Origin of the sequence: Variovorax sp. W2I14 (genome assembly GCF_050435205.1) — a bacterium.
GTDB lineage: Bacteria > Pseudomonadota > Gammaproteobacteria > Burkholderiales > Burkholderiaceae_C > Variovorax > Variovorax paradoxus_C.
Genome location: NZ_JBNDJX010000001.1, coordinates 3,265,648 through 3,290,265 on the forward strand (window position 1 = coordinate 3,265,648; position 24,618 = coordinate 3,290,265).

Sequence of the window (24,618 nt, forward strand, 5' to 3'; positions counted from 1 at the left end):
TTGACAAAGGGCACCCATGGTTCTTACATTGGGTTTCATATCCGGGAACAGTGTTCCGATATTTGGAACACATCTGAAAGCCTCATGGATTCCACGCTCGCCAAAGGTCTGGCCGCCATCGAATGGATGACGCGCCAGCAACGCCCCTGCCGCGTCACCGACCTGGCGCAAGCCTTCGGCATGGCGCGCAGCAATGCGCACCGCACGCTGCAGACGCTGGTCGATTGCGGCTGGGCCGTTCAAGACCCGGACACCAGCGCCTACCGGCCGAGCCTGCGCCTCTTCGAGTTGGGCGCACTGGTCGGCGATGCGGCCGATGTCGGCGCGCTGCTGCGGCCGCACCTGGCGGCGCTCGCGCAGCAAACGGGCGAAACCATCCACCTCGCCGTGCTCGACTGCGCGGAGATCGTCTACCTCGACAAGTTCGACAGCCCGTTGCCGGTGGCCGCCTACTCGCGCATCGGCGGCCGGGCGCCGGCCTACTGCGTGGCATCGGGCAAGGCGTTGCTGGCCGCAGCGGCGCCCAATGCGCCCGCGCTGCACGAGCGCTTCGGCACGCTGGCCGCCCACACGAAGAACAGCATCACCGACTTCGATGCACTCCTTCTCGAGCTCGAACGCACGCGCACGCGCGGCTACGCGGAGAACCGCGAGGAATGGCGCCTGGGCGTCTGCGGCCTCGGCGTGCCGGTGTTCAACGCACGCGGCGAAGCGGTCGCGGCCGTCGGCATGAGCGTGCCCTCGATCCGCTTCGCGCGCACGCAGGCGCGGGGCCTGGCCGACCGCCTCATGGCCTGCGCGCGCGATGCGAGCGTGACGCTGGGCTACCGCGCGAGCGCGCTGCCGACATCCACCATAAAGAGAAGGAGATCCGAATGAACCTGTTCCCCGCCCCCTGGCTGCGCGCCGGCCTCTTGGCCGCTGCGACTTTGGCAGCCTTGGCAGCACCTTTCGCCGCGCAGGCGCAAAACGGCAGCGACTATCCGGCCAAGCCGATCCGCCTGGTCGTGCCCTACCCGCCCGGCGGCGGCACCGACGTGATCGCACGCATCGTGCAGGAGCGCTTCTCGACCCTGCTCGGCCAGCAGGTGCTGATCGACAACCGCGGCGGCGCGGCCGGCTCGATCGGCACCGAGGTCGTGGCCAAGTCCGCGCCCGATGGCTACACGGTGCTCTTCACCCTGTCGTCGCACACCATCAACCCGGCCATCTACACCAAGCTGAGCTTCGACACCGCAAAGGACTTCGCGCCGGTCGGCCTGGTCGCCTCGCTGCCGCAGATCCTGGTGGCCAACAACCAGTTCGCGCCGAATACCGTGGCAGAGCTGGTCGCGCTCGCCAAGGCCAAGCCCGACAGCGTCTCCTTCGCCTCGGTGGGCAACGGCTCGCCCGGCCACCTCGCGGGCGAGTTGCTCAAGCTGCGCACCGGCACGCACATGACCCACATTCCCTACCGCGGCGGCGGCCCGGCCGTGACCGACGTGATGGGCGGGCAGGTACCGTTGCTGTGGGTGTCGATTCCCGCTGCGGCGCAATTCGTGAAGGCCGGCAAGCTCAAGGCGCTCGCGGTCTCGACCACCAAGCGCAGCGCCGCCTTCCCCGACGTACCGACGATGCAGGAAGCCGGCATTCCCGATTTCGACGTGGACTCGTGGTACGCCGTGTTCGTGCCCGCGAAGACGCCGCAGCCCGTCATCGACAAGCTCAACCGCGTGATCAACACCGTGGTGAAGGAGCGCGAGATCCGCGAGAAGCTGCTGGCGCAAGGCAGCGAAGGCGTCGGCGGTACGCCCGAGCAACTGGGCAAGGTCGTGACCACTGAACTCGCGCGCTGGCAGAAGCTCGCGAAAGAAGCCAGCATCAAGGTCGATTGATCGACGCAGACAGACAAGCAGATCCATGGAAAACGCAGCAACCTCTTCTTCCCCCATCGCCGAGCTGGTGGCGCGCGCACGCGCCGCGCAGCGCATCTACGAAACCTGGTCGCAGGAGCAGGTCGACACCGCGGTCGTCGCGGCCGGCTGGGCCATCATCGAGCCGGCGCGCAACCGCGAGCTGGCCGAGCTGGCCGTGGCCGACACCGGCGTGGGCAACGTCGAGGACAAGGTCCGCAAGAACTACAGAAAGACCTTCGGCCTGCTGCGCGACCTGCACGGCGCGCGCTCGGTCGGCGTGATCGGTGAAGACCCGGCACGCGGCATCGTGGAGATCGCGCGGCCCGTGGGCGTGGTGTGCGCGGTCACGCCCTCGACCAACCCGGGCGCGACGCCGGCCAACAAGATCATCAATGCGCTCAAGGGGCGCAACGCGGTCATCGTCGCGCCCTCGCCCAAGGGCTGGTCGACGGCGGCGCGGCTCATCGAATTCATCCATGCGGAGTTCGACCGCATCGGCGCGCCACGCGACCTGGTGCAGTTGCTGCCGCTGCCGATCAACAAGCAGGCGACAGCGGAGCTGATGCGCCTGTGCGACCTCGTGGTGGCGACAGGCTCGCAGGCCAACGTGCGCGCCGCTTATGCGAGCGGCACGCCGGCCTTCGGCGTGGGTGCGGGCAATGTGGCGGGCATCGTCGATGAAACGGCCGACGTGAACGCGGCGGCCGAACGCATCGTGCGCTCCAAGACCTTCGACAACGCGACCAGTTGCTCGTCGGAGAACAGCCTGGTGATCGTCGATGCGGTGCGCGCCTCGATGCTCGCCGCGCTCAAGGACCGCGGCGCCGTGATGCTCGCGGCCGCGCAGAAAGCCACGCTGCAATCGCTGATGTGGCCCGAGGGCAAGCTCTCGGCGGCCGTCATCGGCCAATCGGCACGCACGATCGCGGAGCGCGCGGCGGAAGTAGCTGGTGTCAACCGCGAAGGCTGGCTTGCCATTGCCGCCACCGACCCGCGCATCCTCATGGTGGCCGAAGACGGCGTGGGCCACGACCATCCGTTTTCAGGCGAGAAGCTGAGCCCTGTGCTCGCGGTCTACGCCGCGCGCGATTTCGAAGGAGCAGCGGCCACGGTCGAGCGCATCTACGCCTACGAAGGCGCCGGCCACTCGGTCGGCCTGCACAGCGCCGTGCCCGAACGCGCGACGACGCTGGGCCTCACGCTGCCGGTGTCACGCGTGATCGTCGACCAGGCGCACTGCATCGCCACCGGCGGCAGCTTCGACAACGGCCTGCCCTTCTCGCTCTCGATGGGCTGCGGCACCTGGGGCAAGAACAATTTTTCCGACAACATGAACTACCGGCACTACCTCAACATCACGCGCGTGTCGCGGCCGATTCCGGAGAAGGTGCCGAGCGAGGACGAGATCTTCGGCGCGTACTTCGCCAAGCACGGAGCGAAATGAGCGGCGCCGCGGCTTCCACGACAGTCCATGCGCTGATCGAGCGCCAGGCGGCACGCCAGCCGCATGCGGTGTATGCGCGCGCCACCGAGAGCGATCGCCACATCACCTATGGCGAACTCGCGCGCGGCTGCCGTCGCGTGGCGGGTGTGCTGGCCCGGCATGCCAAGCCCGGGGAGACGATCTCCGTGGTCATGCCCAACGGGCTGCAGACGCTGCGCCTGCTGCTGGGCGCGATGCACGCGGGCTACTGCGTGAACCCGGTCAACCTGCTGTCGCAGCCCGAGCAGATGCGCTATGTGCTCGCGCATTCCGACTGCCGTGTGGTCTGCGTGGCGCCCGAATGGGAAGCGCGTGTGCGCGAGATGGTGCAGGCCTTCGACCGGGCGGTGACGGTGATCGTGGTCGATCCGGAAGCCGATGCCTTGCCGGACGAAGCCGATGCAGCAGCCGATGCGCCACCGCCCGCCCCCGACGCCGTCGCGCTGCTGATGTACACCTCCGGCACCACCGGCATGCCCAAGGGCGTGATGCTCTCGCAGCGCAACCTCGCGGCCAATGCGCATGCCATCAGCGCCGAGCATGCGCTGCAGCCCGCGGACCGCGTGCTCGCGGTGCTGCCGCTCTATCACATCAACGCTTTCGCCGTGACCATGCTCGCGCCGCTCGCGCACGGCGGCAGCCTCGCGATGCCGCCGAAGTTTTCGGCCGGCCGCTTCTGGGAACAGGCGACGCAAACGCAGTGCAGCTGGATCAACGTGGTGCCGACCATGATTTCGTACCTGCTCGAAGGCCCGAAGCCGCCGCTCGCGCAGACGCTGGCGATCCGTTTCTGCCGCTCGGCCTCGGCTGCGCTGCCGCCCGAACATCACCGCGCGTTCGAGCAGATGTTCGGCATCGGCATCGTCGAGACCATGGGCCTCACCGAGACGGCGGCGCCTTCGTTCTCCAACCCGATGGACCCGGCCGCGCGCAAGCTCGGTTCGGTCGGCCGCGCTTCGGGTTGCATGGCTGGTGTTGTCGATGCAGAGCTTGCGGCCGTGCCCGACGGCACGACCGGGGAGCTCGTGATCCGCGGGCCGAACGTGATGCTCGGCTACTACAAGAACGAAGAGGCCACGCGCGCGAGCTTCACGCCCGACGGTTGGCTGCGCACCGGCGACCTTGGCCATCGCGACGAAGACGGCTTCTTCTTCGTCACTGGCCGCATCAAGGAGCTGATCATCAAGGGCGGCGAGAACATCGCGCCGCGCGAGATCGACGAGGCGCTGCTGCGGCACCCCGCGGTGCTCGAAGCCGCGGCCGTGGGCGTGCCCGACCGCCACTACGGCCAGGAGATCGGCGTGTGCATCGTGCTGCGCGAAGGCTGCGCCTGCACCGAGGACGAGCTGCGCGCCTTCAGCGCCACCGCGCTCGGCCGCTACAAGACGCCGGGCCACTACCGCTTCGTCGCCGACCTGCCACGCGGGCCTTCGGGCAAGGTGCAGCGCCTGAAGCTGCTGCCGCTCTTCGAGGAATGACGGCGGCCGAACTGCTGGTTCCGCCGCTCGCGCCGGCGCTGCTCATCTACAGCCTGTGCGTGGTGTTTGCCGCGGGCATCGTGCGCGGCTTCGCGGGCTTCGGCTTCTCTGCCATCACGGTGGCGGGCATGTCGCTGGTGGTGTCGCCCGCGCTCGTGGTGCCGGCCATCTTCATGCTGGAGATCCTCGCGAGCCTGAGCCAGTTGCGCGGCATCGCGCGCGATGTCGACATACCCTGGCTCAGTTGGTTGATGGTGGGGAATTTCATCTGCATTCCGCTCGGCGTGGCGCTGCTCGCATGGCTGCCCGAGACGCCGCTGCGCCTTCTGATCGGTGCGCTGCTGATGGCCGCGGCGCTGCTGCTGCGCGGCGGCGCGCACGTCACCCTCGTGCCCACGCGCGGCGTGCGGCTCGCGGCGGGGCTGGCCTCGGGCTTCATCAATGGCGTGGCGGCCATCGGCGGCATCGCTATCGCGGTACTTCTGAGCACCGCGAAGATGGCGCCCGCCGCGCTGCGCGCCACGCTGATCGCGCTGCTGCTCTTCAGCGACGTGGTGTCGCTGATTGCCGCGGCGCTCATGCCGTCTTCCGCGCATGCGTCGGGCACCCTGCTCGGACCGGCCACGCTCAAGTGGGCGGTGTGGCTCGCACCCGCGATGCTCGCGGGCATCTGGTGGGGGCAGCGCTCGTTCAAGGGCGTGTCGCCCGAGCAGTTCAGAAAGCACGTGCTGAACCTGCTGATCGCGCTCGCCACGGTGAGCGTGCTGCGTTCACTCTTCAGCCTGATGGCCTGAAACAGAGTTCCATGGGCCTGCGTTTGCGGGCCGCAGCGCTCTTCTCGTCTCCTCTCTCTCGTTCGAAGTGACTTTCGGCATGTGTCTTTCGACACGTGCCCTTCGGCACTGGCATGACGCCCCCGTGTTCCGCACCATCGGGCAGCCCTGCCGGCTGGCGATTCGAGCCTGCGACACGGCTCAACAAATCGTTTATCAAAGAGAAGAGGGGATCATCATGAAATTCAAACCATGGGCGGCCACTGCAGCCGTTCTGGCCGCCCTGACCGTCGCAGCCTGCGGAGGTGGAGGTCGCGACGACGTGAACTACCCGCCGATCATCCTTCCGCCGCCGGATCAGAACCCACCGCCGCCACCACCGCCACCTCAGCAACAGAAAGCCAAGGTCACCGGCCGCGTCACCAACGCACTCGGCGGCCAGGGCGTGGGCCAGGTCACGGTCAGCACCGGTTCCTCGTCCACCCTCACCGCCGACGACGGCAGCTACACCCTCACCGAAATTGCGCCCGCCGCATCGGTGCTGCTGAGCTTCACCAAGGCCGGCATGGTGCCGCAGAGCCGCGCCACCGCCGCGCTGTCGGCCTCGGGTTCCTCGACGGTCATCAACATCCCGATGCTGCCGGTGGCGGTCACGGTGAACTTCGACCCGCAGGCCGCGTACGACGTCGTCGTGCCCGGCTCCACCGCCATGGTGCGGCTGCGCGCGAACTCGCTGCGCCGCGCCGACGGCAGCGCGCCCACCGGCCCTGCGACCGCACGCGTCACGCCCATCGCCCCCGCGAGCGACGTCAACGTGATGCCCGGCAACTACCTCGCCGGCACGGACGGCGGCGCGGCTCCGATCGAGAGCTTCGGCGCACTGGACGCCAGCTTCGTCGATGCGGACGGCGCACCGCTGAACCTCGCGGCCGGCATGGACGCCACACTGCGCATCGCGCCCTCATCGCGCGCCACGGTGCTGCCGCCGAGCGTGCCGCTCTTCCACTACAACACCACCACGGGCCTCTGGGTGCAGGAAGGCACGGCCACGCTGCAGGGCACGGCACCGTCGCAGTACTACGAAGGCACGGTCACGCACTTCACGACCTGGAACGCGGACCAGATCTACAACACCGTGCGCATCAACGGCTGCGTGCAGAACGCGGCCGGCGAGCGGGTGGGCGGCGCCTTGGTCGCAAGCGAAGGCAAGACCTACACCGGCCTGGCCACCGCACTGACCAACGCGAACGGCGAGTTCTCGGTGGCGGTGAAACGCACGAGCGAGGCCTACGTCATCGCCAACACCGCGACCGAAATCTCCAACGCACCCACGGTGTCTGTCGGCGACGAAGACGTCTCGCTGGGCGCCTGCCTGACGCTCACGCGCTCGGCGGTGTCGGTCAAGCTGACCTGGGGCTCGCGCCCGCTGGACCTGGATTCGTACACCTTCGGTGCAAACGCCAACGAGCTGGTGTATTTCGAGAACAAGGGCTCGCTCACCGAGGCGCCGTTCATCGGCCTCGACGTGGACGACCGGGACAGCTTCGGCCCCGAGGTCACCACGTTCGCGAAGCTCGCGAAGAACCGCACCTACCGGTTCGTCGTGCACAACTATTCCGACACCTTCGATCCGGGACAGACCGGCTCTCCGGCACGGATAGAGGTGGCCAACCGCGGCGCACAGTCGATCTTCGCTCCGCCGGCCGGCGAGACCTCGTCGACGCGTATCTGGCATGTGTTCGACATGACCACCGATGCGAACTGCCAGGCAACCATCGTGCCGGTGCAGCAGTTCCTGGCCGATCCGCCCGCGCCGATCAACACCGACAACGACGCGCAGTACTGCAACTAGCACGCGCATGGCGACAGGCGCATGGCCCGACGGGCTATGCTCCTTCGCCATGAATTCGCCCACCGCCATTTCTTCATCTCCGAAGAGCCTGGCTGTGGGCGTTCTTGTTTTTCTTTCCTGGCTGGTGGCGTCGGGCGCCGCGTCGGCGGCGGCCTGCCTCGACACCTCCACGCAGATCCCGTCGCCCTCCCGCGCACTCGCCATGGCGACCTTCGCGCAACAGGAGCACCAGGCTTTCGGCGCACAAACCATGGACGCCGAAGGCCGCCTCACCTACGCCGGCGCCTGGGAGGCAGAGAACTTCCGCGCCACCGCGCAAGACCTTGCGCCCTGGCAGCGCGTGCTCGGCTACTGGCAGGCGACCGGCGTGCGCCTGCGTGGCACCGACCCCGATGCCGCGCCCGATTCATCGGAGCCGCAGTCCATCGACAACGCATTGAGCCGCGTCGCGGTGATCGATGCGCCGTGGTCCGCCGCCTTCATCAGCTGGATCGCGCAGCGGGCCGGGCTCGGCGCGGACGAATTCGTTTTTTCGGAAGCGCATGCCGACTACGCCGGCGCCGCGTGGAGAGCGGGTCTCGACGAAGCCGCGAACCGACCGACGCGCTATGCAATGCGCGCTTGCGACCTGATGCGCACGCCGCCGCGCGTGGGCGACCTCGTCTGCCAGGCGCGCGGCACCGGCGCGGGCTACGACACCTTCGAGCGGATCGGCGAAGTGCTGGCCCAGCGCCCTACAGGCGGCGAGGCCTTGCCGATGCATTGCGATGTGGTGGTGGGTGTCGATGCCACGGGCTTCGACACCATCGGCGGCAACGTGATCCAGTCGGTCACCTTGCGGCGCCTGGCATTCGCGCCCGGCACGCGGCTGCTGGATCGGAGCTATTTGCCCGAGGGATGCGCGGCCAGCACGACGGGAACGACTGGCACGGCCGGCTGCATCGATCGCCACATGAGCCGCCAGCCGTGGTCGCTGTTGCTGCAGTGGCGCTGAAGGGGTTTCAGGCCCCTTCCTTCTGTCTTACCGGTAGTAGGCCTCGACCGTGCCCTTGAGCTTCAGCAGCAGCGGATAGCCCTTGCGGTCCACTGCTTTGCCGGCCGGCACCTTGATCCAGCCTTCGCTGATGCAGTACTCCTCCACGTCGAGCCGCTCCTTGCCGTTGAAGCGGATGCCGATGGGGAATTCGAAGACGGCGGCCACATGGTGCGGGCTGCGCGCATCGGTGGAGAGGTGATCGGGAAGCGGCGGGCGGGTAGTTTCTTCGGTCATGGGAGTCTGTGGTTCGGGAACGACCCGAATGATAAGGACCTCGACCAGCGGCGCTTTTCAGCGCCGCTTTTTCCAGGGCTTGGGCGGCGGCTTCGGCCCCATGCCAAGGGCCGCGCGCGCCAGCGCATCGGCCTCGGCATTGCGATGGCGCGGAATCCACTGCACGCGGGCTTCTTCGAACTCGCCAAGCAGCGCGCGCGCGTCGTCGAACAACGGTGCCAGCCGCGCGATCGGCCGGGCATCGGCCGCGCCGAGCTGCTCGACCAGGATGCTGTTGTCGCTGTACGCCACCACGGCGCTGGCACCGCGGGCGCGCAGTTCCTTCAGGGCCAAGGTCAATGCCAGCAGCTCGGCCTCGTTGTTGCAGCCGATGGCGTGCGTGGCCTGCGAGAGCGTGTGGCGGGTGCCATCGGGCTGCGTGATGACCGCGCCGATGCCCATGCGGCCCGGGTTGGGCATGGCGCTGCCGTCGCAATGGACGGTCCAGTGGCGCTCCGGCGCGGAAGCAGAAAGAGTCATGGATCGAATGCAGGGCCGGCGCCCCTCAGCCTTCAGCAGTTGTTGCGCTTGATGCCCGCGAGGTTCTGGCATGGCCGCTGGCCGGGCGGTGGCCCCTGGTCGCGCATACGGGGCGGACGCTGTGCGTGCCGCTGCGGCCCGTCGTAGTAAGGCTCCGGCCCCAGGATGTAGACCGGCGGATCGACGGGCGGCGCCTCGGCGACCGGGTGGCGCGGAATGATGGCCGGGCCCGAAGGCGCAGCGACCGGCGGCGGCGTGTAGGCCGGCTGGCGCGATTCCTCGGCCTGCGGGCGCGGGGCAGGCACCGGCGGAGGCGGTGTCTCGTCGATGGCCACCTGCCGCGACTGCTTGGTGTCGGTCGGGCACTTGCCGTCGGTGTACGAGATCTTGCCGTTGGCATCGGTGCAGCGCACCACGTCCGCATTCGCGGCCAGGGCGGCGAAGAAAAGCGGGATGAGGACGAGGGAGGTGCGCATGGGGCGGTTCTAACAGATCGCGCACGAATTCCCAATCGGAGACGGCGCTGTCGTATCGTTGCGGCTGCAGCCATTTCCGCCCCCTCCACCACCCGCGATGCACCCCGCCCCTCCCGTCGAAATTGCCCTTGCCGACTTGCCACGGAGCGCGAGCTGCCCGCTCTTCGAGCGGCTGCGCGCCTCGGTGAGCCGGGTGACCCGGCGCACCCCGCTGGCGCATGAAGCCGCGCGCTGGCACACGCACATCATCGGCGGCGTCGCGCGGCGCTTTGCGCAGCCGATCACCTTCACGCCGTATGCGTCGGTGCGGCCCTGCTCGGCGCGCTGCAGCTTCTGCTCGGAAAACCTGCGCAAGACCGAGGGCGGAACGCCGGCATCGCGGCTGCGCCCCGCGTCCGACTACTTCGATGGCCTCGCTCGCGCGCTGCGGGCCCTGCGCGGCGTGCCGCTCTCGTGGTCCCTCTCGGGTCTTGAAACGAGCGACGACGCCGGCTGGATGCTTCAGTTGCTTCACACGCTCACCGCGAGCGAAAAAGACGGCCCGCTCATCGAAGACCGCGTGCTCTATACCAACGGCGCCGGCTTCGCCGCGCCGCAAGGCGAGGCGCTGCGACGCGCCGTGCAAGCCTTCGGGCTGAGCTGGCTGGAGCTGTCCCGCCATCACCACGACGGCGCGACCAACCAGGCCATCATGCGATTCCGCCCCGAGGTGGCGATCGGCGATCAGACGGTGTTCGAACGCACCGCGCGGCAACTGGCCGATGCGCTTCCGCTGCGCCTCGTGTGCATCCTGCAGCGCGGCGGCGTCGCGCAACCGCAGGACGTGGCGGCGTACCTCTCGTGGGCACGGCAATGCGGCGCCGGCACCGTCGTCTTCCGCGAGTTCTCGCGCCTGGACGACGGCTACCGCGACAACGCCACCGCACGCTACCTGCGCGCGGAACGCGTGTCCATGGACGCCCTGCTGACCGCCTGCCTCGGCAACCCCGAGGTCTCGCGCGGATGGACACTCGACGCCCTCACCGAGGGCTACTACTTCTGGAACCTGCGCCTTCGCACCGCCAGCGGGCTGAACGTCGTCTTCGAAAGCGCCGACTACGGCGCCATGCACGAACGCCACGCGACCGGCGACATCTACAAGCTCGTCTACTTTGCCGACGGCCAACTCTGCGCTGGCTGGGAGCCGGGGCACGACGTGCTGCTCGACACCCGCACCGAACAACAGGCCCTCGCCCATGGCTAGCCACAGCTGGTTGATGCTCGACCGCGAATCGCCGCGCTACCGGCTGCCCGACGACCTGCGCGCACGCGACCCGATGGGCGGTCGCGATTGCGGATGGGTCGAGCAGATGCTGCCCTTCGTGCACCAGTTCTCGCAGCCGGGCGACACGGTGTTCGATCCGTTCGCAGGCTTCGGCACGACATTGCTGGCGGCGAGGCTCGAAGGCCGGTTGGCTTCGGGCTGCGAGGTCGATGCGGGCCGCATCGTTCTCATCCGCGAGCGCCTGGCACGCCACGATCTCGCGCAGGGCACAACGCTCCTGCACGGCTCGTGCGATGCGCTCGACGACGCCGCGCTCCCTCCCTTCGACCTCTGCCTCACCAACGTGCCTTACTTCGGCTGCGGCTGGACGGGCGCGCCCGCGGCCTCGCAGCTCTACGACAGCCAGAGCTACGCCCAACACCTCGACGGCCTTCGCAACGTGTTCCACCGCGTTCGCTCAGGCCTGCGCGAAGGCGGCGCCTGCATTGCGATGGTGCAGAACATCCGCCTTGGCGACCGCGTGCTGCCCCTCGCGTTCGATCTCGCACGCATCCTGGGTTCGCTCTTCGTCATGGAAGACGAGCGTGTGCTCATTTATCCGCACGAAAGCGATGGGCCCAGCACCGATGCACGCACCGACCGTCGCCACGAATACGCACTGGTCTTCCGCAAGCAGCGCGAGCGCATCGACCTGCAAGCCACCGCCGCGTTGCTCGAAACCGTGCGCACACAGGGCCATGCCTTCACCCTGCTCGGCAGCTTCGCGCGATGGCTGCAAGCCCCCGAAGCCCCGCACAGCACGCCGCCCGCAGACGCCGACATCCGCGTAGAGCCAGACCCACAGCGCCTGAATGCCCTGCTGCAATATCTGCGCGACCAAGGCTTCGCACTCACGAGCTGGGGCGACCCCGTCGACCTGCCCCTTCACCTCGACAGCTACCGCGGCCGCTACTACTTCCGCGCCGACCGCATCGACAGCAAAGGCACCTTGATCCGCCTGGACATCTGCTACGAACAGTGAGCGCCGCGGTCAATCGCCCGACACAACGAGAGCGCCTTGCGCGCGCAGGGCATCGGGTGCTCCCCGCAGCGAAATCAAGGGGGAGGCCGCAGGCCGGAGGACATTCGCGGAGGGGAGTACCCGGTGGCCTGTGCGCACGCCCTGAACACAGCGCGAACAAGAACCTTCAGAGCAACCCGCTCATCTTCCCCGCCGCAGCCTTCAACGCATCGATGCGCTTGACCGCATCCTCCATCGACATCCGCGCCGTCGGCGCATGCACCGCCAGCGCCGCGCGCACTTCACCCGCCGCGTCGCGCACCGGCACAGCCACCGCCACCAGCCCCGCGATGAACTCCTCACGATCACGCGAGTAGCCGCGCTTCGCGATCTCGTCGCACTCGGCGCGCAGCGCATCGGCCTTGGTGATCGTGTTCGCCGTCATGCGCTCTAGCGGCAGGTTGTCGACGAGCACGTCGCGCGCCTTTTTCGGCATCAGCGCGAGAAAGAGCTTGCCGCTCGCGGTGCAATGCAGCGGCACATGCGAGCCCACATCGAGCGTCAACCGCAGCGGCCACTGCGCCTCGACACGGTCGAGGTACAGCACCTGCGCGCCGTCGAGCGTCGTCAGGTTGCAGGTCTCGCCCACCTTGCGCACGAGCTCCGACAGCACCTCGTGCCGCAGCCCCCGCACCACGCCGTGGTTCAGCGTGTCGAAGGCGAGCTTGCGCAACGCCGGGCCCACGCTGAACGAGCGCTCGTCCACATCGCGCGCGAGGAACCCCGTCGTCAGCAACTGCGTGCAGATGCGGTGTGCTGTGCCCTTGGGCAGCCCGAGCTGCGCGGCCAACTCGGCAAGCGTCAGCGCCCGGCCTTCATTGGCCAACAGCGCCAGCAAGCGCAGGCTGCGCTCGGCGGACGAACCGGAGGCCGACTCCTCGACAAGCGGGGCGTCAGGAACGGCGGGAATCACTTCAGCAGGCGCGCGCGCGGCTCGTGGCATGCGGGTAAACCTTAAAAATGGAACATTGCGTTCCGAAAAACAATAACCTAGGATGCGGCGGATCGGAAGCGATTGTTCCACTCCCCGAATGCCAAGTGATGCCAAGCGGTGCCAAGCATGCGTGATGAAGAGTTCGACTACATCGTCGTCGGCGCCGGATCGGCCGGCTGCGTGCTGGCCGGCCGGCTGAGCGAAGACCCCGCCACGCGGGTGCTGCTGCTCGAAGCCGGGCCGCGCGACCGGTCGCTCTGGATTCATCTGCCCATCGGCTATGGCAAGACCATGTGGAGCCCCACCTACAACTGGCGCTTCGAGACCGACCCCGACCCGAACATGAACGGCCGCCGCATCTACTGGCCCCGCGGCAAGACGCTGGGCGGATCGAGCGCGATCAACGGCCTCATCTACATCCGCGGCCAACGCGAGGACTACGACCACTGGGCCGCGCTCGGCAACGCCGGCTGGGGCTACGACGACGTGCTGCCCTACTTCATCAGGTCCGAAGGCAACCAGCGCGGCGGCGATGCCTTCCATGGCGGCGACGGGCCGCTCAAGGTGTCGGACATCGCAGCGAAGCACGAACTCATCGAAGCCTTCATCGACGGCGCGCGGCAGACCGGCGTGCCGCGCACCGAGGACTTCAACGGCGCCGCGCAAGAAGGCGCGGGCTACTACCAGCTGACGACCTACAAGGGCTGGCGCTGCAGCACCGCCAAGGCTTACCTCACCCCCGCGAAGCACCGCCCCAACCTGTGCATCGAGACGGAAGCGCTCGCGAGCAAGCTCGTGTTCGAAGGCCGCCGCGCCGTCGGCATCACCTACCGGCAAGGCGGTGAATTGAAGACCGCGCGCTGCCGCGCCGAGGTGCTGCTCTCGGCAGGCTCGATCCAGTCGCCGCAGCTGCTGCAGCTCTCGGGCATCGGGCCGCGCGCGCTGCTCGATCGCCTGGGCATTCCCGTCGTCCACGACCTGCCCGGCGTCGGCGAGAACCTGCAAGACCACCTGCAGATCCGCCTCGGCTACGAGTGCACGAAACCCATCACCACCAACGACCAGCTCAACGCCTGGTCGGGCCAGATCGGCATGGGCATGGAGTGGCTGATGCACCGCACCGGCCCGCTGGCCGTGGGCATCAACCAGGGCGGCTGCTTCATGCGCGCGCTGAAGGATGAACACGGCCAACCCGTGGCCGCCACGCCCGACATCCAGTTTCACGTCGCTACGCTTTCGGCCGACATGGCCGGCGGCAAGGTGCATCCGTACTCGGGCTTCACGATGTCGGTGTGCCAGCTGAGGCCCGAGTCGCGCGGGCACATCCGCATCCGTTCGCTCGATGCGGCCGAGCCGCCCGAGATGCAGCCCAACTACCTGGCCACCGAGCTTGATCGCGCGACCACCGTGGCCGGCGTCAAGGCCGCGCGCGCCATTGCCGATGCGCCCGCGATGCGCCCCTACGTGAAGCGCGAAGTGAAGCCCGGCCCCACGGCAGCGAGCGACGAAGACCTGCTCGAGTTCTGCCGCAACAACGGCGCCACCATCTTCCACCCCACCGGCACCTGCCGCATGGGCAGCGACGCGCTCGCCGTCGTCGATGCGCGCCTTCGCGTGCACGGCATCGCGGGCCTGCGCGTCATCGATTGCTCGGCGATGCCGACGCTGGTGTCCGGCAACACCAACGCACCCGCCGTGATGATGGCCGAGAAGGCCGTCGACATGATCAGAGAGGACGCCAAGGGTTCCTGATATCGAAGGCCCGAAGAGGCCGCCGCATACAACAACGCATTGGAGACAAACACATGAGCGCAACCGACGAGAAAGCGATTCGCAGGGTGGTCATCTCCGCCCTGGTGGGCGCCACCATCGAGTGGTACGACTTCTTTTTGTACGGCGTGGTGGCCGGCATCGTGTTCAGCAAGCTGTACTTTCCGGGCAGCGACCCGGTGGTGTCGGTGCTGCTGGCCTACACCACCTTCGCGGTGGGCTTCGTCACGCGGCCTTTGGGCGGTGTGATCTTCGGCCACTTCGGCGACAAGATCGGCCGCAAGAGCATGCTCATCATCACGCTGATGATCATGGGCGTGGCCACCTTCCTCATCGGCCTCGTGCCCACCTATGCGCAGATCGGCATCGCGGCACCCGTGCTGTTGCTGCTGCTTCGCGTGGCACAGGGCATCGGCCTTGGCGGCGAATGGGGCGGCGCGGTGCTCATGGCGTACGAATACGCGCCGAAGGACAAACGCGGCTTCTACGCATCGCTGCCGCAGATCGGGCTGGCCATTGGCCTCTGCCTAGCCTCGGGCGTGGTGGCGCTGCTGTCGTCGCTGCTCACCGACGAGCAGTTCATGTCGTGGGGCTGGCGCATCGCGTTCCTGATTTCCGGCGTGATGGTGCTGGTGGGCATGTACATCCGCCTGCACGTGCAGGAAACCCCCGAGTTCGCGGCGGTGAAGGCGCGCAACGCCGAGCTGCGCATTCCGTTCATGGACATGCTGCGCCGCTACCCGGGCAATGTGTTGAAGGGCATGGGCGCGCGCTACATCGACGGCGTGTTCTTCAACATCTTCGGCGTGTTCTCGATCAACTACCTCACCAGCACCATCAAGATCAGCCGCACCGACGCGCTGCTGGGCGTGATGGCGGCAGCGGTGGTGATGATCTTCTTCATCCCCTTCTTCGGCCGCATGTCCGACAAGGTGGGACGCGGCAAGGTCTACATGTGGGGATCGCTCATCACCGCGGTGTCGGCGTTTCCGGGCTTCTGGCTCATGACGCACAGCGGGGGCAACGTGCTGCTGGTGTGGCTCGCGATCATCGTGCCCTTCGGCATCCTGTATGCCTCGGTGTACGGACCAGAAGCCGCCCTGTTCTGCGACCTGTTCGATGCGAAGGTCCGCTACACGGGCATCAGCTTCGTCTACCAGTTCTCGGGCATCTTCGCCTCGGGCATCACGCCGATCATCGCGACCGCGCTGCTCAAATCAGGCGGCGGCGAGCCGTGGCAGATCTGCATATACGTGCTGTTCGCGGGCGTGGTGTCGGCGCTGTGCGCGTGGATGATCGGGCGCAGCCCGTCGCCGGCGGATGCGGTCGATACGGCGGATGCGCCCGTTGTCACCGCTTCGCGCTGAGGCGGCGCTCTACTTCAGCCGGTAACTGAGCTTGCGGCCGCCGCTCACGGTGGAGTCGAGGCCGATCCACTCTCCATCCGGCGAGTACCAGATGTCGATCGGCTGCGCCGGCGTGGCGATGCGCCAGCGCGTGGCCGCGACCTGCTGGCCGCGCACCTCCACCGTGCCGCTGCCTGCGCGGCTCACCTGCACCGCTTCGAGCTTGCCGCTTTGCGAATTGAGCAGGCGCTCCTGCTTTCGGAGTGCCGGGTTCCAGTAGGCGAAGCTCATCACGCAGCCGTCGATCGACTGCGTGCCCTTGGCCGTGGTGACCGTGACCGCGTTGTCGCCGGTCGCGCCGGCGTCCACCTTCTCGGGGGTGCCGTCGTCGTCGGTCTTCGAGGCGAGATGGCGCAGGCAATCGCCGCGCCATTGCTCGGTCGCCGAATGCCTGTAGCGATAGACCGTGACGCCCAGCAGCTTGACCGCGAACTGCGCCTCGCTCGTCAGCTTGCGCTCTTCGCCGTTGGGCGCGAGCGCGAAGCGGTGCTCACCGATGGGCGAGTCGTCGAGCAGCACGCGAAAATTCCATTCGCCGCTCGCGGGGCCGGCGGCCGAAGCAGCGCCGCACCACAGGGCGGCCAGCACGAAGAGCGTTTTTCTCATGAGCGATTCCGGTTGTTGCGCACTGGCCCCGGCACGAAGGCATTGGTGCGTGCGATGTAGTCGCGATAAGCGGGGCGGCGCTCGCCGATGTCTTCTTCGAGCATGCGCACGCCGGAGACCTTCAGCAGCAGCCAGGTCATGAGCAGCGGCGAGATGACGGTCCACGCGCCACTCCAGCCCGCGCCGCCGATGGCGATGAGCCACAGCCCCCACCAGACGCAGGCCTCGCCGAAGTAGTTGGGGTGGCGCGTGTAGCGCCAGAGGCCGCGGTCCATCACCTTGCCTTCGTTCGCGCGGTCGGCCTTGAAGCGCGCCATCTGCGCATCGCCGATGGCCTCGAAGAAAAGCCCGAACAGCGCGAGCACGATGCCGGCGAGGTCGATGAAACTCATCGGCTGCACCGCCGCCATGCCGGGCAGGAACGGTGCGGAGACGATCCACGCGAGCACCGCCTGCAGCGCGAACACGAGGTACAGGCTCTTCCATGCAAAGCCCGGCTGGTTGCGTGCGCGCATCGCCTGGTAGCGGCGGTCTTCGCCGTGCCCCCAGTTGCGCCAGGTGATGTAGAGGCAAAGCCGCACCGCCCACGCCGTGCCCAGCACCGCCATGCACAGGCCGCGCGGCGTGTGGCCCGGCAGCAGCACGAAATAGACGAGCCCTGCGCCGACGATGCAGACGGACCAGACGCGATCGACCAGGCTCACGTCATGGCGCACGAGGCTGGCGAGCCAGGTGAGCAGCACGACCAGTGCGGTCCATGCGAGTCCTGCGAATGCGATGCCAGTCACTCCCCCTGTCGTCATGCGCGGCGCTCGAAGAGGTAGTGACTCACCCACCAGCGCTGTCCGCCATCAAAGCCGAACAGCTCCGCCACCGACATGAAGAACAGCCGCCAGCGCGTCCACCACACGTTGGCCTCCGCGCCGTAGGTGGCCTGGAACAGCGGACGCAGTTGCTCGCGGCGCGCGTCCATGTTGCGCAGCCACGCCTCGGCCGTGCGCTGGTAGTGGCTGCCCTCCCAACGCCAGCGGCGCAGGAGGCGCAGGTCGTCCTGGTAGTGCAGCGCGAGATCGTCGCTGGGCATCATGCCGCCGGAGAAGAAGTACTTGCTCATCCAGTCGCTCGCATCGCGCACCTCGAACGGGTACGGCGCCTCGCGGTGCGCGAAGACGTGCATGAAGAAACGGCCCTCCGGCTTGAGCCAGCGCGCGACATTGGCGAAGGCTTGGGGCCAATTGCGCAGGTGCTCGAACATCTCGACGGAGACGATGCGGTCGAAGCGCTCTTCGGTGTCGAAGGCGTTGATGTCGCGGGTGAGCACGCGGACGTTGGCGAGGCCGCGTTGTGTGGCCTGGGCTTCGATGTATTCGCGTTGGGAGTTGGAGTTGGAGAGGGCCGTGATGCGGCTGTTCGGGTAGTTCGCGGCCATCCAGAGGGTGAGGGAGCCCCAGCCGCAGCCCAGTTCCATGACGTCCTGGCCGTCGACGAGGCCGGCGCGTTCGCAGGTGGCTGTGAGGGCGGCGGATTCGGCTTGCTCGAGGGTGTGGGTGCCTTCGGGCCAGTAGCAGCTGCTGTATTTGCGGTGGTTTCCCAGAACCTCACCGAAGAAGGCGGCGGGGACTTCGTAGTGTTGTTCGTTGGCCTTCTCCGGGAGCGGGGCCAGGTGGGCGGAGCGCATCTGGGTGAGGAAGGCTTGGGTCAGGTCGGCTGTCGCGAGGGGGTTGCCGGCGTGGAGCTCGGTCAGGCGCGCCTTGAGGAGGCGGCGGATGCCTCGGCGGATGAAGGGGTCGGGGACTAGGCCTTTTTCTACCCAGTGGAGGGCGGAGGTGAGGTCTTGGGGCATGAGCGGTTCTCCTCGGGGACACGGGCACGTCGGGACGGGTGCTGTTGAGGGATGTACGCAGGTAGAACTCTTTTGGATGAGGCTCTGGCCTCCGACGCTAGCGCGTTGACAGGAAATGCAGTCGCCTATCGACCACAACACCGTCAATCTAGTGAGTACTTTTAGTCGCCATTTCTTCATCAACGCTCCCGGATCATCCATCTGTCGTTGTCTGCATGTAGCCTTTCGACTAGCCTGAAACGACTTGGACGGGTTCGCTGTTTTGCGACACGCAATCACCTGAGGGGGTGGTTGATTGTTTAAGAAATGCTGACTGCCGCAGTTCGCGAAGAGCGAGCTGTCGATGCTCAGACACGTAAATGAAAAGGCATGAGGGGTGGGTGCAATGAGAGATCTGAAGAAGCTCCAACGGCTGCAGTACCCGGGAGCTGTTGCGAGAAGCACAAAAAAAAACTGGGTCCCGAGTTGTCTTTCGCAAAGGCCGACTAACTGGAAGTTCGAACGGTTCTTTCTTACCTTGCTCCTCCTCGCCAGCTTTTGTACCTGTGGATACGGCTTTGATGCGAAGCGCGTCTACAAGACCAGCTGGCCCGATGGAACAACTTCAGGGGCTTTTGATTCATGGTCGGCCACGTGCGCAGCGGGCTCTGTTTTCGTTGGCGATCCACGAATCACTAGCGTTGCAACGTTGACGCCGCTCACAAATGACGGAGTTCACTGCACCGCAACAGCCACGAGATTCCCAGCTAGTGGGAGCGGGACTTTTACGTGGTTCGTTCCTCTGAACACTTTTTTCCTGTGCCCCGAAAACACTATTCAGGCTGGCAGCGTGTGTAGCTGCAAGAGAGGTTTTCAGGAGGATGCGACGAATGCGGTTTGCATCGCGACTAACCCGGAGCCTGCGCGTATCTGCAGAATTCCTGCTTCAGCCTCGTGGGTAGATGGCGCAAGCACCGCAACTCCAATTCTTCCCGTCACCGGCGAAAAATACCGCTCCGAAATCGACTGGTCCGACTCCGGCCCCGAGGCCTTGTCCTTCACGCGTACTTACCACAGCAACTGGGCCAGCGATCCGGCCCGGGTCGGCAATCCACTCGGCCAAGTCTGGTCGCACAACTTCAGCACCAAGCTAGTTGCCACGCCCAGCACGGCTCCTTTGGGCGTAGCCATCACCACTGGCGAAGGGTACGTACGCACCTTTGGCAAGCTAGCGGGCGCCACCACCTGGACTGCCAGCAACAGCGCTGACACGTTGGTGCAACTCTCCTCCGGCACCTGGAGCTACCACCGCGCCGATGACGACACCGCACTCAGTTTCGACGGCTCCGGCAAGTTGCAAACCGAAGCGAACCGCAACGGTTGGGCCACCGCCTACACATACAACGGCGCCGGCCAACTGGCCTCCGTCACGAATGGTTTCGGGCGCACTCTCGTCTTTTCGTACAACGGTTCTGGTCAACTGGTCACTGTCACCGCCCCCGATGCGCGCGTCATCGTCTATGGCTACGACGGCACCGGCCGTCTGTCCTCGGTTCTGTACCCCGACGGCAAGGCCCGCAGCTTCGTCTACGAGAACGCATCGTTCCCTCAAGCGCTGACAGGCATCTTCGATGAGGCCGGTGTTCGCTGGGGCACGTTTGCATTCGACAGTACGGGCCGCGCAATCAGCACACAACTCGCCGGCTCTGTCAGTAGCTATCAGGTGAGCTATCCATCCACAACTTCCGCCACGGTTGTCGATCCGTTGGGCACAAGCCGCAACTACAGCTACGGCACTACGATGGGCAAACTCGCCGTTACTGGAGGCTCATTGCCTTCGGGCGAGGGCAAGAGCGATGCAGCCAGTCGTGTGCAGAACGCCAACGGCTTGATCACCTCCGAGACCGACTTCAACGGCGCGGTGACCACCACAACCTGGGATACCGCCCGTCGCCTGCCCACGTCCGTGGCCTATACCTCCGGCACACCCGATGCCCGGACCGTCACCACCCAGTGGCACCCCACCTTCAGCCTGCCTGCATTGGTCACAGAGCCCGGCCGCACCACCGCCTACACCTACGACGCCTTCGGCAACACCCTGTCGAAGACCGTCACAGACACAGCCACCAGCAAGGCCCAACTCTGGCAGTGGACCTACGACGCTCGAAGCCTCGTGAACACGTCGATTGAGCCCAACGGCGCAGTCACAAGCTACACCTACGACACACGAGGCAACGCCCTCACCTCAACCAACGCCCTCGGCCACGTCACCACCTACACCTACGACACCGCCAACCGCGTAGCAAGCACCACTGCCCCCAACGGCCTCACCACCACCTACACCTACGACCCGCGCGACCGCCTGCTGACCCAAACCATCGGTGCCCGAACCACCACCCTCACCTACAAGCCCTACGGCACCGTCGAGACCATCACGCTGCCCACCGGCCTCGTGCTCACCTACACCTACGACGCGGCACATCGTTTGACGGGCTGGAGCAACAACCGCGGCGAGTCCGGCACCTACACCCTCGACGGCATGGGCAACCGCACGGCCGAGCAGATCAAGGACAGCGCCGGCAACATCGCGTGGAACACGGCGCGGACCATCAACAACATCAACCGCCTCAGCGCCAATACCGAAGGCCCGAACCAGGCCAGCTCCTTCGGCTACGACGCCAACGGCGAGCTGATCACCGCAACCAATGGCCTGAACCAAAGCACCCAGTACGGCCTCGACGGCCTGCGCCGCGTCAAGGCCGTGACCGATGCGGCCAACGCAACGGCCACGCTGAAGTACAACGCCCTGGACGCCGTCACCGAAGCGAAGGACTTCAAGGGCGTGGCCACCACCTACGCCCGCGACGCCCAAGGCAACGCCACTGCCGAAGCCAGCACCGACATCGGCACCGCCAGCACCCAGTACGACAACCTCGGCCTCCCCAGCCAGATCACCGATGCGCTCGGCCAGGCGACGACGATCACGCGCGACGCATTGGGCCGCCCCACCGGCCTCGTCTTCGCCGACGGCAAGACCACCACGCTGCGCTACGACCTCACGACCAACAGCAAGGGTTATCTCTCCGAGATCATCGACCGCAGCGGCACCACCGAGTACACCCGCGATGCCTTCGGCCGCGTGACCTTGAAGAAGCAGACCCTGGCGACAGGCGCAAGTACGGGCAACGTGCAGCAGGTCAAGTACGAGTACAACGCCAACGGCACGCTGGCGGCGATCATCTATCCCGCCGGCCCGACGCTCACGCACCTGTACGACAGCACCGGCCGCCTCACGGGCCTGAGCCTGAACGGCACGCCGCTCGTCACCAACGTCGCCTGGAACCCGCTGGGCCAACCCATCGCCTGGACCTGGGCCTTCACTCCGAGCCCGGGCCTCGCGGCCTACCGCGTCTACGACACCGCGGGCCGCCTGACCACCACCGAGTTCAGCAGCTACGTCTACGACGCCGCCGGCCGCATCACCAGCCTCACGCAGAACCTCTACCAGCCCGGCGACGCCGATCCCACGCACAACACCATCGGCAGCGGCAACGTCACCTGGACCGTTGGCTACAACGCGGTGGGCCGCATCACCGGCTTCAACGCCACCGGCAACACCGCCGGCTTCGGCTACGACGCCAACGGCAACCGCTCGAGCAGCACGCGCATGCTCGGCAGCCTGAGCACCAGCCGCACCTACACGGTGGGCGCCACGAGCAATCGCCTTGCGGGCTTCACCCAGAGCATCAACGGCGCGAGCAACACCAGCGTCACCTACGCCTACAACGCCAACGGCGACCTCCTCACCGACGGCCTGCGCAGCTACACCTACGACGCCGAAGGGCGCCTGGCCGCCTCCACCACCGGCGCCACCGATACCAGCCCGACCACGCGCTACGCGCATAACGCGCTGGGCCAGCGCGTCTTCAAGACCGAGCCGCTGTACCCGCCCAGCCAGGGCGACGAGGCCGACCCGGGCTTCATGCAGAGCCTGATCGCGTTCTTCACCAAACTGTGGAGCCCGAGCACGACACAGGCCGAGCAACTGGGCTATGCGTATGTCTACGACGAGCAGGGCACCCTCATTGCGGAGGTGGGCAGCGGCGGCACGAACAGCGCGGGGCAGAGCCAGTACATCTACCTGCCCACGGCCAACGGGCCGATGCCGATTGCGGCGGTGATCGACGGCGCCACGTATGCGGTGCACAGCGATCACCTGAACACGCCGCGCAAGCTCACGAACGCGAGCGGGCAAGCAGTCTGGCAGTGGAGCTACAGCGCGTTCGGGGAAGACAAGCCGACGGTGGCGAAGAACCGGTTTGCGAATCTGGAAGTGACGCCGAATCCGGGCACGACGGGCATCTCGGAGGTGAAGTTCAACCTGAGGTATCCGGGGCAGTATGCGGATGAGGAATCGGGGTTGTTCTACAACTACTTCCGCAGCTATGACGCGAGGACCGGGAGATACAGCCAGCCTGATCCGATTGGGCTTGGTGGCGGGTGGAACAGATTCGGGTACGTTGGTGCAAATCCTCTTCGGTACAGCGATCCGTTGGGACTCGCCGAGTATCTCGGGCTACCAACGGTTGAAGGCCACTTGCGATGGCTCTCGGGCATTCAAGGAGCGGACTTCGATAAGGACCCATTTGATGCTCCAAATCGAGAGATGCTAGACCGTCTGCGCCGGGGTGAAGAAAGCCCATGGGATGTTGCGTTCTATCGGCATGAGATGGCAGAAGCTGATCTATGCAGGCCTGCTCGCAAGCTCCCGCTCGAAGATGCATTGAAAATACAAAAACAGAGCCACGAGCAAGTGCTGCGCAATCAGCAAAATCGAGAAAAGGACCTGTATCACCCAGATGTTGTTTTCAGAAATCGAAGTGTCTTTGGAAAAGATTGGTAGAGTGAAACATGGCTTTTACTACCCACATGCTTCTGAAGAAGGACGCTGAGGACGAGACAGTTGTCAGCTATCTAGTGGTTTCGCTGGACTTCAACCCAGAGGGTGAATGGCAGCCGATTGGCAGGCTCACGATAAAAAAGGCTGAAAAAACTTTCGCTTTTGAACCGCTGAACGAGTGGGCGATCCAGGGAATCACTGTGACGCCTCAGGACCCATCCACTGCAGAGGAACTTAGAGATAGCGGCGAATACTGGATGGCATGGAGAGGTCGGATTCGCGCTTGGGCTGTGCGCCTGATTGAGTTGGAGCAATTTCCGGAGGCCTACCCCCAGCTAGAGTAAAACTCAGGTTCTGATTTTCTTAGTCAAGCCTTGAGGTCACAGTCCGTGACCTCAAAGCCGCCCACTTCCCGGACGAGAGTTGGTGCATGAAATCGGCCAAGAGCCTTCGATGGCGATACCTCGCGCTCAAGGGGCAGTCTTCGCACCGCCTCCGCTCAAGGCAACATGCAGTGATTGCATCGTGGCATCGACCGACTCAATCCGTCGTTGCAACTCCTCATTGATCAACCCCATCAACGCACTGAACTCCGTGCGATTCGGATAAATCTCTTCCGCATCGTTCGGGTGCGGAGGACCGATGAGTTTTTCGAGGCACGCATATGCGCGCTGCACAACACGAAGACTGTCGATGTCATCGCAAGCCCGCAGCGCGAGCAATCCTGCGCTGGGAGTTTCAGAAGATTCGGGGAACGAGGGAGCGTGAGCCATGTATGGCCTCCAAGAGGTGCGGTTTGCAGAAACCGCCGCCTCCGAGTCCAAACGGGGCGGCAGCTCGACGGGTTGGACTACCGGGCACCTCTTGCGAGAACCGGCCGGGCTTGCGCCCGCCCGTCGAGCCGCCAAAACTGGGGGCACGAATGACAAAGCCGCAGACCTTGCGGGTGACTGCGGCTTTCGTCGCAGAGATGCTTCAGGAGTCCAATCCCGGTCACGCCTTTTTCTGACATGACCGGCGCAGTATAGCCACGCAGTACTCGTCATTCGCCCCCGTCAACCGGGGATGCCCCTACTGTCCATGGCCCCTCCCCCGATGCTGGAACAATGC

General features: G+C 66.2%; 21 protein-coding genes. 13 read left to right on the forward strand and 8 right to left on the reverse strand.

Going from position 1 to position 24,618, the window contains the following annotated elements:
• Positions 1 to 84: 84 nt before the first annotated feature.
• The 7 genes from QF040_RS15385 (at position 85) to QF040_RS15415 (ending at position 8,475) form a co-directional block, all read left to right on the forward strand.
• On the forward strand, positions 85 to 879 hold the full coding sequence (locus tag QF040_RS15385; RefSeq protein WP_429611761.1) for an IclR family transcriptional regulator: 795 nt from the start codon (positions 85 to 87) through the stop codon (positions 877 to 879).
• On the forward strand, positions 876 to 1,874 hold the full coding sequence (locus QF040_RS15390; protein WP_429611762.1) for a tripartite tricarboxylate transporter substrate binding protein: 999 nt from the start codon (positions 876 to 878) through the stop codon (positions 1,872 to 1,874). Before QF040_RS15385 ends, QF040_RS15390 begins: the two co-directional genes overlap by 4 nt.
• Before the next feature lie 25 nt (positions 1,875 to 1,899).
• Positions 1,900 to 3,339 (forward strand): acylating sulfoacetaldehyde dehydrogenase, encoded by a 1,440-nt coding sequence (sauS, locus tag QF040_RS15395; RefSeq protein ID WP_429611763.1) that lies wholly within the window; start codon positions 1,900 to 1,902, stop codon positions 3,337 to 3,339.
• Positions 3,336 to 4,856, forward strand: a complete 1,521-nt coding sequence (locus QF040_RS15400; protein WP_429611764.1) for an AMP-binding protein — start codon at positions 3,336 to 3,338, stop codon at positions 4,854 to 4,856. Before sauS ends, QF040_RS15400 begins: the two co-directional genes overlap by 4 nt.
• Positions 4,853 to 5,650: a TSUP family transporter gene (locus QF040_RS15405; RefSeq protein WP_429611765.1), complete on the forward strand. Its 798-nt coding sequence runs from the start codon at positions 4,853 to 4,855 to the stop codon at positions 5,648 to 5,650. Before QF040_RS15400 ends, QF040_RS15405 begins: the two co-directional genes overlap by 4 nt.
• A gap of 217 nt (positions 5,651 to 5,867) precedes the next feature.
• Positions 5,868 to 7,481 (forward strand): hypothetical protein, encoded by a 1,614-nt coding sequence (locus QF040_RS15410; RefSeq protein WP_429611766.1) that lies wholly within the window; start codon positions 5,868 to 5,870, stop codon positions 7,479 to 7,481.
• 49 nt (positions 7,482 to 7,530) lie between these two features.
• Positions 7,531 to 8,475: a DUF2272 domain-containing protein gene (locus tag QF040_RS15415; protein ID WP_429611767.1), complete on the forward strand. Its 945-nt coding sequence runs from the start codon at positions 7,531 to 7,533 to the stop codon at positions 8,473 to 8,475.
• A 27-nt stretch (positions 8,476 to 8,502) separates the two neighbouring features.
• On the opposite strand, the gene QF040_RS15420 is transcribed toward QF040_RS15415, so the two are convergent.
• The 3 genes from QF040_RS15420 to QF040_RS15430 are packed head-to-tail and all read right to left on the reverse strand — an operon-like array spanning position 8,503 to position 9,746.
• A complete protein-coding gene (locus QF040_RS15420) occupies positions 8,503 to 8,751 on the reverse strand; it encodes a DUF3297 family protein (RefSeq protein ID WP_013542793.1) in 249 nt (82 codons plus the stop codon).
• Between the two features lie 57 nt (positions 8,752 to 8,808).
• Positions 8,809 to 9,270 (reverse strand): reverse transcriptase-like protein, encoded by a 462-nt coding sequence (locus tag QF040_RS15425; protein ID WP_429611768.1) that lies wholly within the window; start codon positions 9,268 to 9,270, stop codon positions 8,809 to 8,811.
• Positions 9,271 to 9,302: 32 nt separating this feature from the next.
• Entirely contained in the window at positions 9,303 to 9,746 is a 444-nt protein-coding gene (locus QF040_RS15430) for a DUF4124 domain-containing protein (RefSeq protein WP_429611769.1), read from the reverse strand.
• Between the two features lie 97 nt (positions 9,747 to 9,843).
• On the opposite strand from QF040_RS15430, the gene QF040_RS15435 reads away from it, so the two are divergent.
• Both QF040_RS15435 and QF040_RS15440 read left to right on the forward strand, forming a co-directional pair.
• Positions 9,844 to 10,989 (forward strand): hypothetical protein, encoded by a 1,146-nt coding sequence (locus QF040_RS15435; protein WP_429611770.1) that lies wholly within the window; start codon positions 9,844 to 9,846, stop codon positions 10,987 to 10,989.
• A complete protein-coding gene (locus tag QF040_RS15440; RefSeq protein ID WP_429611771.1) occupies positions 10,982 to 12,031 on the forward strand; it encodes a DNA methyltransferase in 1,050 nt (349 codons plus the stop codon). Before QF040_RS15435 ends, QF040_RS15440 begins: the two co-directional genes overlap by 8 nt.
• 166 nt (positions 12,032 to 12,197) lie before the next feature.
• On the opposite strand, the gene QF040_RS15445 is transcribed toward QF040_RS15440, so the two are convergent.
• The gene (locus tag QF040_RS15445) at positions 12,198 to 13,013 is read right to left on the reverse strand and encodes an IclR family transcriptional regulator (RefSeq protein ID WP_429611772.1); all 816 of its coding nucleotides are present in this window, start codon (positions 13,011 to 13,013) and stop codon (positions 12,198 to 12,200) included.
• A 117-nt stretch (positions 13,014 to 13,130) separates the two neighbouring features.
• Here QF040_RS15445 and QF040_RS15450 point away from each other — a divergent pair, with 117 nt between their 5' ends.
• A complete protein-coding gene (locus QF040_RS15450; protein WP_429611773.1) occupies positions 13,131 to 14,756 on the forward strand; it encodes a GMC family oxidoreductase in 1,626 nt (541 codons plus the stop codon).
• A 53-nt stretch (positions 14,757 to 14,809) separates the two neighbouring features.
• Positions 14,810 to 16,141, forward strand: coding sequence for an MFS transporter (locus tag QF040_RS15455; protein ID WP_429611774.1), 1,332 nt, complete (start codon positions 14,810 to 14,812; stop codon positions 16,139 to 16,141).
• Between the two features lie 9 nt (positions 16,142 to 16,150).
• On the opposite strand, the gene QF040_RS15460 is transcribed toward QF040_RS15455, so the two are convergent.
• From QF040_RS15460 to QF040_RS15470, 3 genes are read right to left on the reverse strand one after another with little or no spacing between them, the layout of a single operon-like run.
• Positions 16,151 to 16,786: a DUF6134 family protein gene (locus QF040_RS15460; protein WP_429611775.1), complete on the reverse strand. Its 636-nt coding sequence runs from the start codon at positions 16,784 to 16,786 to the stop codon at positions 16,151 to 16,153.
• The gene (locus tag QF040_RS15465) at positions 16,783 to 17,589 is read right to left on the reverse strand and encodes a DUF1295 domain-containing protein (protein WP_429611776.1); all 807 of its coding nucleotides are present in this window, start codon (positions 17,587 to 17,589) and stop codon (positions 16,783 to 16,785) included. The genes QF040_RS15460 and QF040_RS15465 overlap by 4 nt, the downstream gene beginning before the upstream one ends.
• On the reverse strand, positions 17,586 to 18,629 hold the full coding sequence (locus QF040_RS15470) for an SAM-dependent methyltransferase (protein ID WP_429611777.1): 1,044 nt from the start codon (positions 18,627 to 18,629) through the stop codon (positions 17,586 to 17,588). The genes QF040_RS15465 and QF040_RS15470 overlap by 4 nt, the downstream gene beginning before the upstream one ends.
• 385 nt (positions 18,630 to 19,014) lie before the next feature.
• Between QF040_RS15470 and QF040_RS15475 the strand changes: the two genes are divergently transcribed.
• Both QF040_RS15475 and QF040_RS15480 read left to right on the forward strand, forming a co-directional pair.
• A complete protein-coding gene (locus tag QF040_RS15475) occupies positions 19,015 to 23,511 on the forward strand; it encodes an RHS repeat-associated core domain-containing protein (RefSeq protein WP_429611778.1) in 4,497 nt (1,498 codons plus the stop codon).
• Between the two features lie 8 nt (positions 23,512 to 23,519).
• Positions 23,520 to 23,852 carry a hypothetical protein gene (locus QF040_RS15480; protein ID WP_429611779.1) on the forward strand — a complete coding sequence of 111 codons (333 nt, stop codon included), beginning with the start codon at positions 23,520 to 23,522 and terminating at the stop codon, positions 23,850 to 23,852.
• A 126-nt stretch (positions 23,853 to 23,978) separates the two neighbouring features.
• On the opposite strand, the gene QF040_RS15485 is transcribed toward QF040_RS15480, so the two are convergent.
• Positions 23,979 to 24,281 carry a hypothetical protein gene (locus QF040_RS15485; RefSeq protein ID WP_429611780.1) on the reverse strand — a complete coding sequence of 101 codons (303 nt, stop codon included), beginning with the start codon at positions 24,279 to 24,281 and terminating at the stop codon, positions 23,979 to 23,981.
• Between the last annotated feature and the right edge of the window lie 337 nt (positions 24,282 to 24,618).